The sequence below is a fragment of the Acinetobacter sp. YH12152 genome (assembly GCF_013418285.1).
Classification (GTDB): Bacteria; Pseudomonadota; Gammaproteobacteria; order Pseudomonadales; family Moraxellaceae; genus Acinetobacter; species Acinetobacter amyesii.
Genome location: NZ_VPCH01000005.1, coordinates 86930 through 99332 on the forward strand (window position 1 = coordinate 86930; position 12403 = coordinate 99332).

The following is a 12403-nucleotide window of genomic DNA, read 5'->3' on the forward strand; positions in this document are numbered from 1 at the left end:
ACGACCTTACTGACCCAAATAAATTTTCATAATTTGATCACCCCATAAAAAGGCGATCCATCCGGCGATGGCAATATAGGGACCAAATGCAAAAGGTTGGTTTTCTTTACGAACCTTGAGCAAAATAATGCCAATGATTGCACCTACCAGTGAAGAGAGTAATACAATCAGTGGAAGCAGGAAAGGGCCCATCCATGCACCCAAGGCAGCTAAAAGCTTAAAGTCACCATAGCCCATACCTTCTTTGCCAGTGATAATTTTAAATAAATAGTAAACGATCCATAGGCATAAGAAGCCGATGATATATCCCCAAATGGCTGAGGTTGCAGAGGTATAAATGGCATAGCTATTCACGCCAAGCCCGAGTGCAGCTAAAGGAAGGGTATAACGGTCAGGTAAAAGTTGGGTGTCAAAATCAATAAATGTTAATGCAATCAATACATAAGTCAGCACCAGACCAAACAGCATTTGGATGGTTGGGCCAAAAACAGCAACAACAATCAGCGCGCAGATCATGGTGAGTAGCTCGATCAGTGGATAACGGCTACTGATCGGGTTTTGGCAACTTCCACATTTTCCGCGTAACACAATCCAACTGATGACCGGAATGTTTTGATACCAACGAATGGGCGTTTTGCATTTTGGGCAGGTTGAAGCAGGGGTACTTAGTGTGATCTTTGTTTCATCAATAATCGGTTGGTCTGGATGTAAAAACAGTTGGCAATCTGTGCGCCATTCTTGTTCCATCATCTTTGGTGTGCGGTAAATCACCACATTCAAAAAACTACCAATACAAAGACTAAAAATCCCAACTGCGAAATACATCGCAATTGGGGTATTGATTAAATATGTTATTAATTCTTGCATTAAACCACAGAACCCATTTGGAAGATTGGAAGATACATTGCAATCACAAGACCACCAACGAGGACACCCAGTACCGCCATAATTAAGGGTTCCATCATCGAGGTTAAGCCATCTACGGCATTATCAACTTCGTTTTCATAATGCGTTGCCACTTTATCTAGCATGGCATCTAAAGCACCTGATTCTTCACCAATAGCCACCATTTGAACCGCCATAGAGGGAAATTTATCGGTGACACGCATGGCGAATTGCAATTGCTGGCCGGTCGCCACATCTTCACGAATTTTTAACACAGCTGTTTCATATACCACGTTGTTGGTTGCACCTGCAGTTGATTCAAGCGCATCAATTAAGGGTACACCGGCTGCAAATGTGGTTGCCAAGGTACGGCTGTAGCGGGCAATAATTGCTTTATAAACCAAATCACCAAAAATCGGTGCTTTCAGTGCAGCTTTGTCCAAGAAGTCACGGAAAGCCTTGCTACGTTTTTTCGCTTCCATGAAACCAGCAATCACAGCTCCAATTCCAATGATGAGGAAGAACCAATATTTTTGCATCCATTCCGACATGTTGACCACCATTTTGGTAAAGGCAGGTAAGTCTGCACCAAATGATGAAAACAAGTCTTGGAATACGGGAACCACTTTTACCATCAAAATAATCGTCACAATAACAGCGACAACGATGACCGCTGCTGGGTATTTCATGGCTTTTTTGATTTTTTGCTTAAGCAATTCACTTTTTTCTTTGTAAATGGCAACACGGTCTAGCATGGTTTCAAGTGCACCCGACTGTTCACCTGATTCAACCAAGGAGCAAAATAGGTTATCGAAATACTGCGGATATTTGCGCAGCGCACCAGCAAAGGTATTACCGCCTTCAACTTCACCTTTGATCCCCAAGACCACTTCACGCATGGCTGGGTTTTCTAGGCCTTCCGCCACGATTTCAAAACCCTGAACGAGCGGTACACCGGCTTTCATCATGGTTGCAAGTTGGCGCGTGAATACCGTGATATCCAAAGTGGATACTTTCTTTTTCATCAAGCCTTCGAGAATATTTTTGCGTTTTTCTCGAATGGTTTTAATGGTGATGCCTTGCTTACGTAAAGTGACTTTGGCTAAAGCCATATTACGCGAAGGCATTTCCCCTTTGATTTTCGCCCCTTTGCGATCCACGCCTTCATAACTGAAGGTTGGCATCATCTGCGCTTTTTTTACAGCCATGAATTTATCCTTATTTTTAAATACTAATTCACTTACTCACTGGTCACACGATTGACTTCTTGAAGTGAAGTCACCCCCTGCATGACCTTAATTAAGCCTGAACGGCGTAAATTGTTAAAACCTGCTTGATTTGAAGCTTCGGCAATTTGTAAGGCATTGCCATCTTCCATAATAATTCTTGAAATTTCAGGTGTCACTTTCATGACTTCGTAAATACCCACACGACCTTTATAGCCTTCACGGCATTCGGCACAACCCACAGGCTGGTATATTTGGAATTCTGGTGTATTTAAATCATCTTCGGTAAAACCAAGCTCCAATAGACTTTGTTTTGGTACGTCTACTGTTTCTTTACATTGTGAACATAGGCGACGTGCAAGTCGCTGCGCAATGACAAGGTTCACGGATGTCGCGATGTTAAATGAAGGCACGCCCATATTGCGTAAGCGTGTCAGTGTTTCAGGTGCACTATTGGTATGCAGTGTAGACATCACCATGTGACCTGTTTGAGCCGCTTTAATGGCAATTTCAGCCGTTTCTAAATCTCGAATCTCACCGACCATCACAATATCAGGGTCTTGACGTAAGAATGATTTTAAGGCTGCAGAGAATGTGAGGCCGACTTTATTATTTACGTTGACCTGATTGATCCCTTCTAAGTTAATTTCCACAGGGTCTTCGGCCGTTGAAATGTTGGTATCTTCACGGTTAAGAATGTTTAAACCTGTATATAGAGATACGGTTTTACCGGAACCCGTTGGACCGGTAATGAGTAGCATGCCTTGTGGTTTTTCTAAAGCCTGCATGAACAGTTCTTTTTGATCCGGTTCATAACCCAACGCATCAATCCCTAGCATCGCACTAGATGGATCAAGGATACGTAGAACAAGTTTTTCACCAAACAATGTCGGTAAGGAGTTCACACGGAAGTCGATAGCTTTGTTCTTTGACAGCTTTAACTTGATACGACCGTCTTGTGGAATACGTTTTTCCGAGATGTCCATTTGTGACATGACTTTTAAACGCGAAGCAAGTCGAGTCGCAAGTTGCAAGGGCGGATTGGTAATTGTTCTTAACACGCCATCGACACGGTAGCGGACGCGATAGGTCTTTTCGTAGGGTTCGAAATGTAAGTCAGATGCACCCATACGAATCGCATCGACTAGCAGCTTATTGATGTATTTAACAATCGGCGCTTCATCACCATTGTCTTTTTCATCTGCTTGTTCAGCTGGGTCTATCGTTTCCTGTTCTAAATCAAGATCAAAGTCATCATCAAAGTCGAAAGTACTTTCTTCAGCGAAGTTCTGTTCAATTAACTTTTCAAGTTTGTCATGTTCAACAATAATGGTTTCGGTATTCAGCTTACTACCAAATCGGATAGCATCTACTGCTTCAATATTAGTGGGATTACTGATTGCAACGAATAATAAATTGCCATGTTTAAAAATGGGCAAAATACGATGCTTGGTAATTAATTTATCTTCAAATTCATCACGAATAATTAAGGAGGTGTCATAAGTCGAAATATCAAAAACCGGTTCACCGAACTCTATCGAGATGGTTTCTGCGATCAGGCGTGCCGAAAGTTGATATTCCTGAATCAAATGCGGCACGATATCTTGATGAGCCTTTTTTGAATTTTGCAGCGCTGTTTGCATTTTTTCGGCAGACAGATGCCCTTCGTCAACTAAGCGACGAATAAACCCCGTAAATCTTGAAGAACCTTGAACTGCTGTCATGCTTTTACTTGCCTATGCTTCAGTCTGTTTATAATTGGTATAGCAAAATTATACTTTTGTTGCACAAAAATACCATATCTTAAAGTGTTGTCACTAGCTAAGAATTGGTAAAAAGCATGAACCAGTCCTTAAATCTGCTTAATTTTTTTACAGAAAAGAGAAGATCTTGGAATGACTAGAGTCATTCGAACACGCAAATGTGTTGAAATTTATCTTCAAAATTATGAATTACGTGTAGAATGTGCCCGATTTCATCTTTGTCATGTGGGATAAATATGTCGGGTTCGACGATTACGCCTTGGGTAGTGGGTAACTGGAAAATGAACCCATTGCAAGCCGATGCTGGCGCACTTCTTAAGAATTTTAAGCAATTATTAGATGAACAAAATATTGCTGAAGCGGCATGCCATATTGGGGTTGCACCAACAGCTATTGCTCTGACCACGGTGCAAAATGAATTAGCACAGGCTAGCCGTCATATTATGACTGTTGCACAAGATGTTTCTCGCGTCGCAGGTACAGGTGCATATACGGGTGAGCTCAGTGCTGAGCTATTAAAAGATTATGGTGTTGAATTTGTACTGATTGGTCATTCAGAACGCCGTGAAATTTTTGCTGATCAACCGCATATCATTAATGAAAAAGTAAAAAATGCATTAAACGCGGGTTTGACTGTGATTTATTGCGTGGGTGAAAGCTTAGAACAACGTGAAAGCGGCCAAGCAGAACAGGTTGTGTTACAACAAATATGTGATATTGCTGCTGTCGTACAAGCAGAGCAGTGGAAACAAATTGTGGTGGCTTATGAGCCAATTTGGGCCATTGGCACAGGGAAAACAGCGTCACCTGAAGATGCACAAGCGATGCATGCTAAAATTCGTGAAGGTTTAAGCCAAATCACCCCAATGGGACTTCATACTGCAATTCTTTATGGTGGTAGTGTAAAACCTGAAAATGCAGTAGAGTTGGCAGCCTGTCCAGATATCAATGGTGCGCTGGTCGGTGGTGCATCATTAAATGCAGAGTCGTTTTATAAAATTGCTCAAGCATTTGCAAATATAAAATAATTAGGAGTTCAGCATGCATACGTTTGTGCTGGTGGTACATATTATCTTAGCGATTTTAATGATCGTGCTGATTTTAGTTCAGCATGGTAAAGGCGCAGATGCGGGTGCATCTTTTGGTGGCGGCGGTGCTGCAACTGTCTTTGGTGCATCTGGTTCGGGCAACTTTATGACCCGTTTGACTGCGATTTTAACGGCTTTGTTCTTTGTTACGAGCTTGACACTTGCGGTGTTTGCAAAGAAACAAACGACAGATGCATATAGCTTAAATGCGATTTCTTCAGTACCGACTGCGCCAGCAAAATCGGCTGAAACTTCGCCAACTGCACCAAAAAGCTCTGAATAATTTATTTAGCGCTTTCTTTTTTGACGTGTTGCGACTAGAATGCGTCACAGCTGCGGTGGTGGTGGAATTGGTAGACACGCTACCTTGAGGTGGTAGTGCTTTCGGGCGTGGGGGTTCAAGTCCCCCCTTCCGCACCAACTTATAATCCAGAACATAAGTTGGTGTATGCAGCTAAACTCTGTTGATGCGGGATGGAGCAGTCTGGTAGCTCGTCGGGCTCATAACCCGAAGGTCGTTGGTTCAAATCCAGCTCCCGCTACCAATCAATTCTATTTTTAAGATGCAAACTTTTAAATGGACAGCTTTTAAAGCTGAGAGAACTATTTGCATATTGATGCGGGGTGGAGCAGTCTGGTAGCTCGTCGGGCTCATAACCCGAAGGTCGTTGGTTCAAATCCAGCCCCCGCTACCAATCTTATATAGCACACAATCTATATAAGCAGTTTATCTGAAAGTCATTGTGATGTTGATGCGGGATGGAGCAGTCTGGTAGCTCGTCGGGCTCATAACCCGAAGGTCGTTGGTTCAAATCCAGCTCCCGCTACCATTCCTCTGAGATGCAACTCAGTAGGGCAATTCTTCAGGTTGTTTTAGATTGAAAATGGCCAAGAAATTGTATATAATTTTTGCATGTTGATGCGGGATGGAGCAGTCTGGTAGCTCGTCGGGCTCATAACCCGAAGGTCGTTGGTTCAAATCCAGCTCCCGCTACCAAGTTTCTAAAAGAGGCTCACAACTAGGTGGGCCTTTTTGCACAGTGGACTATGGTTTTCTGTGTAATAATGGGGCGATTTACGCCCTTTTTTATTGGCTATCGTGTAGTGTCGACAGTATTTTGGTCAAACCGTCATGTTTCACTACTACTATAGTTTTGCATTGGTCTGTAGTGGTCATTTCGACCATCGAATCGCACAAATTTGACGAGAGTAAATGAAGCTATCAAATAAAACTCAAGCACTTCAGGACTTAATTGCCCCAGCGGTGCAAGCATGTGATGTAGAACTTTGGGGGATTGATTTCCAACCTCAAGGTAAGCGTTCACTGTTACGTATTTATATCGACCGTGAAGTTGATGAAAATGCAGAACCTGTCATCAATGAAGATGGCGAAGTTGAGCAAGGCCGTGGTATCGGCGTGCAGGACTGTGTTCGTGTCACTCAGCAAGTGGGTGCGATGTTGGATGTACATGATCCAATTTCAGGCGAATATGCATTGGAAGTGTCATCTCCAGGTTGGGATCGTCAGTTCTTTAAATTGGAACAAATGACGGCATACATTGGTCAGCAAGTCGCTTTGCGTTTGATCAGTGCTGTGGATAATCGTCGTAAATTCCAAGCCAAACTTGTAAGCGTAGACCTTGAAAGCGAAATGATTCAGGTTGAAGTTGAAAAGCAACAAGTGTTGGATATTGACAGCCACAATATTGATAAAGCAAATCTGGTTTTCCAAGATTAATTTAATAAATAAGAATCTGAACGAATAGGTGACTTATGGCTCGTGAAATTCTTACCGTAGTAGAAACGGTTAGTAACGAAAAAGGTGTAAGTCGTGATGCAATTTTTGAAGCGCTTGAACAAGCTTTAGTTGCAGCGACTAAGAAGAAATTCTACGAGGGAACTCACTCGGAAGAAGCTCGTCTACGTGTAGAAATCGACCGTCGTACTGGTGATTACCGTACTTTCCGTCAATGGGAAGTGGTTGCCGACGAAGATCACGAAATGCCAGCATGCCAAGATGCGATCTCTGATGTAGATCCTGCAAAATGGGCAATTGGTGATATTCGTGAACTTGAAGTTGAATCGATTGATTTCGGTCGTATTGCGGCACAAATTGCGAAACAAGTGATTGTTCAAAAAATTCGTGAAGCAGAACGTGCATTAATTGCAGATGCTTACGAGTCTAAAGTTGGTGAACTCATCTACGGTGAAGTGAAAAAACAAACCAAAGATGGCTTTATCATTGACTTAGGTGACAATGCAGAAGCATATCTTGCGCGTGAAGAAATGATCGCTAAAGAAATTCTACGTCCTAAACAACGTGTAAACGCGATTTTGTTTAATGTGAACCGTGAAGGCCGTGGTGCTCAGTTATTACTTTCTCGTTCTAAACCAGAAATGCTCATCGCATTGATGAAGAAAGAAATTCCTGAAATTGCTGAAGAAATCATTGAGATTAAGGCAGCTGCACGCCAACCTGGCGTTCGTGCTAAAATCGCTGTGAAAACAAACGATCACCGTATTGATCCTGTAGGTGCATGTATTGGTATGCGTGGTACACGTATCCAAGCGGTTCAGTCAGAGTTAAATGGTGAGCGTATTGATGTAGTCGTTTGGTCGGATGACGCGGCACAGTACATTGCAAGTGCTTTAGAGCCTGCTGATGTATCAGGTATCGTGATTGATGAAGAAGAACGTACTGCAGATATTATTTTTGCAACGAGTGATCAGTTAGCGCGTGCAATTGGCTCTCAAGGTCAAAACGTACGTTTAGCATCTGAATTGACTGGTTACAAGCTCAATATGATGCTTGAAGAAGAATATCACGCACGTCAACAAAACGAAGCGCAACAATATTTAGATATGTTTGTTACACGTCTAGATATTGATGAAGACTTAGCGATGGCGTTGGTTGAAATGGGCTTCACATCATTAGAAGAAATCGCGTATGTTCCTGCGGAAACATTCGATGAGATCGAACTTGATGCTGAAACTGTTGAAATGCTACAAGGTCGTGCAAAAGAAGTTGCATTGGCTGATGCATTGAAACAACAAGAGAACATCCAAGAGCCAAGCGAAGAGCTTGCTGCAATGGAAGGCGTGACTAAAGAAATCGCGTATGCGCTTGCCGCTCGCGGTGTGGTAACTGTAGATGATCTTGCAGATCAAGCCACTGACGATATCTCTGATATTGAAGGTTTAGGTGCTGAAAAAGCAGGTCAACTTATTATGAAAGCGCGCGAATCATGGTTTAACTAGGAGGTAATATATGACGGACAAGTCGATTAAGGAGTTAGCTCTCAGCGTGGGTCGTCCAGTTGAGAAGCTGCTGGAACAGGTTCGTGATGCAGGTTTAACACAAACTAAACCTGAAGATATTATCTCCACTGAACAACAAAATGCCCTCGTTAACCATTTGAAAAAAGTTCATGGTCAGGATGCGGGCAATGCAGGACAAATCACGTTGAAACGTAAAACTACCAGTACTGCTAAAGTGGCGAGTACATCGGGCAAGGCAAAAACGATTAATGTAGAAGTTCGTAAGAAACATACATTTGTTAAACCGGATCCTGAGCAAATTAAAGCTGAAGCATTAGCGAAAGCACAAGCTGACCAACAAGCACGTAAACAGGAACCTAAGGTTGAAGCGAAAGCGGAAGAACCGAAGCAACAACCAGTATCTAAAGCGAAACAAGCTTTAGAAGCAATGCGTGCTGCTGCGAAGCAAGAACATGCGAAGCAAGAAACACCGAAAGCTGCGGTTGTTGTAAAACGTAAGTCAAACAACAAGCCAATTACAAAACCTGTTGAAACTCTAGAACAGAAAAAAGCACGTGAAGTTCAAGCAGCACAATTGAAAGCTGTAGAAGAAGCGGCGCGTCGTAAAGCCGCTGAAGAAGCGCAACAACGTACGCTTGAGCAAATGCGTCAAATGGCGTCTAAGTATTCTAACGAAGACACTACTGCGACCATTCGTGTTGTAGATGATTCTCCGCTTGCTGCCGGCCTTGTAGGTCAGGCATATGAAGATTCATTTGCGAAAGAAGACCGTGAAATTAAACGTGGTACCAATACCAACAATTCACGTTCACCTAAAAAAGGTGGTCGTCGTGGTGAAGAGCAATCTTTCCGTGATAACTCACATAAACGTGGTTTAAAAACAAGTCAAGCGAACAAGCATGGCTTTGAAAAACCAGTTAAAAAACAAGTTTATGATGTTGAAATTGGTGAAACAATTGTTGTTGCTGACTTGGCTGCGAAAATGGCGGTTAAAGTTCGCGAAGTTATCAAATCACTCATGAAAATGGGCGAATTGGTTACTCAAAACCAAGCGATTGATCAAGAAATCGCAGTACTTGTTGTTGAAGAAATGGGTCACAATCCAGTACTTGTTTCGGATACACAAGCAGAAGATAACTTACTTGAAGCAGCTGAAGAAGCGCGTGGTGTCCAAACCACTCGTCCGCCAGTTGTGACAATTATGGGTCACGTTGACCATGGTAAAACATCACTTCTTGATCGTATTCGTCGCTCTAAAGTGGCTGCAGGTGAAGCAGGTGGTATCACACAGCACATCGGTGCATACCATGTGAAAACTGAAAAAGGTATTATTACTTTCTTAGATACACCGGGACACGCAGCATTTACTGCAATGCGTTCACGTGGTGCGAAATCTACAGATATCGTAGTGTTGGTTGTTGCAGCAGATGATGGTGTTATGCCACAAACTGCTGAAGCGATTGACCATGCACGTGCAGCAGGTACGCCAATTATTGTTGCTATCAACAAAATGGATAAAGAGTCTGCTGATCCAGATCGCGTATTGAATGAGTTGACGACGAAAGAAATCGTACCTGAGCAATGGGGCGGTGACGTTCCAGTGGCAATGGTTTCTGCGCACAGCGGTGCAGGTATCGACGAACTTCTTGACTTGATCTCAATTCAAGCCGAACTTCTTGAGCTTAAAGCATCTGAAGAGGGTGCGGCACAAGGTGTTGTAATTGAAGCACGTGTAGACAAAGGACGTGGTGCGGTAACATCGATTCTTGTTCAAAACGGTACATTGAAAGTGGGTGACCTTGTTCTTGCAGGTTCGTCATACGGTCGTGTACGTGCAATGACAGATGAAAATGGTCAACGTATTAAATCTGCTGGTCCTTCGATTCCTGTGGAAATCTTGGGTCTACCAGAAGCGCCAATGGCGGGTGATGAAGTTCTTGTTGTAAATGACGAGAAAAAAGCACGTGAAGTTGCTGATGCGCGTATGGATCGTGAACGTCAAAAACGTCTTGAGCGTCAATCTGCGATGCGTCTTGAAAATATCATGGCGTCTATGGGCAAGAAAGATGTGCCTATTGTCAACGTGGTATTGAAAACAGACGTACGTGGTACTTTGGAAGCATTACACGTTGCACTTGCTGAACTTGCAACTGATGAAGTGAAAGTACGTATTATTGGTTCAGGTGTTGGTGCGATCACTGAGTCTGACGTAACACTTGCTGAATCATCAGAAGCGGTTCTTCTCGGCTTTAACGTACGTGCTGATAATACTGCACGTCAAAAAGCTGATGCTGATGGTATCGACATTCGTTACTACTCGATCATCTATCAATTAATTGATGATGTGAAAGATGCGATGAGCGGTAAATTAGCGCCTGAACACCGTGAAACAATTCTTGGTGTTGCTGAAGTACGTGAAGTGTTCCACTCAAGTAAATTCGGTGCTGCTGCAGGTTGTATGGTACTTGAAGGTACATTACACCGTAATAAACCGATTCGCGTATTACGTGATGACGTGGTGGTATTCCAAGGTGAGCTTGAATCTCTTCGTCGCTACAAAGATGTGGTTGAAGAAGTTCGTGCCGGTATGGAATGTGGTCTTGCGGTGAAAGGCTATAAAGACATCAAAGCACAAGATAAGATTGAAGTGTACGATGTTCAATTGATTAAACGGAGTCTTTAATGGCGGGTAGTCAACGTCTGAAGCGTATGGCGGATACAGTACAACGTGAGTTGTCAGAACTGATCCGTCAGGAGCTGAAAGATCCACGCTTAGGTGGTCTTGTGACCATCTCTGCCGTGAAGGTGAGCCCAGACTTAGGATATGCCGAAGTTTATGTGACTGTAATGGGTCGTGAGCTAGGCGATGAGCAAAGTGAAGCCGCAAATAAAGAAACTTTAGATGTCTTGAATAAAGCATCTGGTTTCTTGCGTCATGAACTGAGCCGTCGTATCAAAACACGTATTACGCCACGTTTGCGTTTCCATTACGACAAAACAAATGCTTATGGCAACTATATGTTTGGTCTAATTGCGGAAGCGGTCAAGGACTTACCTCCTACTGACGAAGCAAAAAAAGATGATGAATAATTCAGTTCGCTGAATGAAAAAAGCCACCTTCGGGTGGCTTTTTTATGTTTGAATGGTCATTATTTAAAAATACCCAATAACACACAGAATTATAACTAGATGATAAAACTAAGCTTGAAAATGACATTGGATAGTCCAGTCTATACACACAATATAATAAAAAAAATCATGCTATTGAGCAGCATATTACTCATCACTATGCCAAGTTGGGCATGTTTAAATACCTATGTAGAAGATTTTTATACATCTGATTCAGAAAAAGAAAATCAACACGAAGAACATCATGACGAAAAATTGAAGAACTTTGTCTCAAGGCATCCTAGCCCAATAGACTATCAGGCAGAAAATGATTATGCCGTACATCAGATCTACGCAGGCCGTTACGATTTAGCCATTAAGGTTTTACGTGCAATTGAAAATGAGCATCCAGGTTTACCGAAGACGGCAGTGAATTTAGGCACAGCTTATGAGTTGATCGGCAATATTTCACTAGCCAAAAAATGGATTGCTGAAGGTATGAAGCGTGATCCATCGATTCATCTTGGCAGTGAATGGATTCATCTGAATATTTTAACAGCCAAAGAAAAACGTGCGACGGCAAAATATTTTCATGAATTTCCATTGTTGAATGTACATTATGGAACAGGTTATGTACTTGATGCGCACTGGAAGAATCAGCGAAAACTCACAACAGCAGAATATGATGCTATACGAGAGCAGGCCAGTTTACAGATTAATGAGCGGAAAAATTTTGTTTCAAGACAGAATGCCGTGATGGCACAGCTGTTTTATCAAATGGAGCGTAAAACTCTGTCCTTCAGGTCAGAGATATAAGCGACACGACATGAAGTGTCGTTTGATTTAACTAAGGACTATTTTCCTTGAGTTTTGATTGTTAATATAAGTACATGAAAACCCTTAAATTACGTATAAAAGACAAACATTGCAAGGTGTTAGACCAACTAGCATCAGAAGTGAACTTCGTCTGGAATTATGTCAATGATTTAGGGTTTAGGCATTTGAAGCGGAAAGGTGAATTTCTCTCTGCTTTTGATATTGCCAAATATACGAA

10 protein-coding genes, 5 tRNA genes and 1 pseudogene are annotated in these 12403 nt (G+C 42.4%); 13 read left to right on the top strand and 3 right to left on the bottom strand.

Annotated elements, in window-relative coordinates; genetic code table 11:
- Positions 1-6 precede the first annotated feature (6 nt).
- Genes FTU83_RS03225 through pilB form a run of 3 tightly spaced genes read right to left on the bottom strand, consistent with a single transcriptional unit; the run spans position 7 to position 3835 of the window.
- Complete coding sequence (locus tag FTU83_RS03225; RefSeq protein WP_180004675.1) at positions 7-867, bottom strand: A24 family peptidase; 861 nt, start codon at positions 865-867, stop codon at positions 7-9.
- Positions 867-2093 carry a type II secretion system F family protein gene (locus tag FTU83_RS03230; protein WP_168378204.1) on the bottom strand — a complete coding sequence of 409 codons (1227 nt, stop codon included), beginning with the start codon at positions 2091-2093 and terminating at the stop codon, positions 867-869. Before FTU83_RS03230 ends, FTU83_RS03225 begins: the two co-directional genes overlap by 1 nt.
- Before the next feature lie 32 nt (positions 2094-2125).
- Complete coding sequence (gene pilB, locus FTU83_RS03235; protein WP_180105647.1) at positions 2126-3835, bottom strand: type IV-A pilus assembly ATPase PilB; 1710 nt, start codon at positions 3833-3835, stop codon at positions 2126-2128.
- Between the two features lie 275 nt (positions 3836-4110).
- Here pilB and tpiA point away from each other — a divergent pair, with 275 nt between their 5' ends.
- The 13 genes and pseudogenes from tpiA to FTU83_RS03300 form a co-directional block, all read left to right on the top strand.
- Positions 4111-4902: a triose-phosphate isomerase gene (tpiA, locus tag FTU83_RS03240; protein ID WP_180105648.1), complete on the top strand. Its 792-nt coding sequence runs from the start codon at positions 4111-4113 to the stop codon at positions 4900-4902.
- A 13-nt stretch (positions 4903-4915) separates the two neighbouring features.
- Entirely contained in the window at positions 4916-5245 is a 330-nt protein-coding gene (secG, locus tag FTU83_RS03245) for a preprotein translocase subunit SecG (protein WP_078189417.1), read from the top strand.
- Positions 5246-5297: 52 nt separating this feature from the next.
- A tRNA-Leu gene (locus FTU83_RS03250) sits at positions 5298-5382 on the top strand.
- A 48-nt stretch (positions 5383-5430) separates the two neighbouring features.
- Positions 5431-5507 (top strand) — tRNA-Met (locus FTU83_RS03255).
- A gap of 73 nt (positions 5508-5580) precedes the next feature.
- Positions 5581-5657 (top strand) — tRNA-Met (locus FTU83_RS03260).
- 58 nt (positions 5658-5715) lie between these two features.
- Positions 5716-5792: transfer RNA gene (locus tag FTU83_RS03265), tRNA-Met, on the top strand.
- 90 nt (positions 5793-5882) lie between these two features.
- Positions 5883-5959 (top strand) — tRNA-Met (locus FTU83_RS03270).
- A 216-nt stretch (positions 5960-6175) separates the two neighbouring features.
- Positions 6176-6700 (top strand): ribosome maturation factor RimP, encoded by a 525-nt coding sequence (rimP, locus tag FTU83_RS03275; RefSeq protein ID WP_078189416.1) that lies wholly within the window; start codon positions 6176-6178, stop codon positions 6698-6700.
- A 35-nt stretch (positions 6701-6735) separates the two neighbouring features.
- Positions 6736-8220, top strand: a complete 1485-nt coding sequence (gene nusA / locus FTU83_RS03280) for a transcription termination factor NusA (protein WP_180010651.1) — start codon at positions 6736-6738, stop codon at positions 8218-8220.
- Positions 8221-8230: 10 nt separating this feature from the next.
- Entirely contained in the window at positions 8231-10924 is a 2694-nt protein-coding gene (gene infB / locus FTU83_RS03285) for a translation initiation factor IF-2 (RefSeq protein ID WP_180105649.1), read from the top strand.
- The gene (locus tag FTU83_RS03290; RefSeq protein ID WP_078189413.1) at positions 10924-11331 is read left to right on the top strand and encodes a ribosome-binding factor A; all 408 of its coding nucleotides are present in this window, start codon (positions 10924-10926) and stop codon (positions 11329-11331) included. Before infB ends, FTU83_RS03290 begins: the two co-directional genes overlap by 1 nt.
- Positions 11332-11499: 168 nt before the next feature.
- Positions 11500-12165, top strand: a complete 666-nt coding sequence (locus FTU83_RS03295) for a M48 family metallopeptidase (protein WP_180105650.1) — start codon at positions 11500-11502, stop codon at positions 12163-12165.
- 74 nt (positions 12166-12239) lie between these two features.
- Positions 12240-12403 (top strand): annotated as a pseudogene (locus tag FTU83_RS03300) (RNA-guided endonuclease TnpB family protein); the annotation flags it as partial.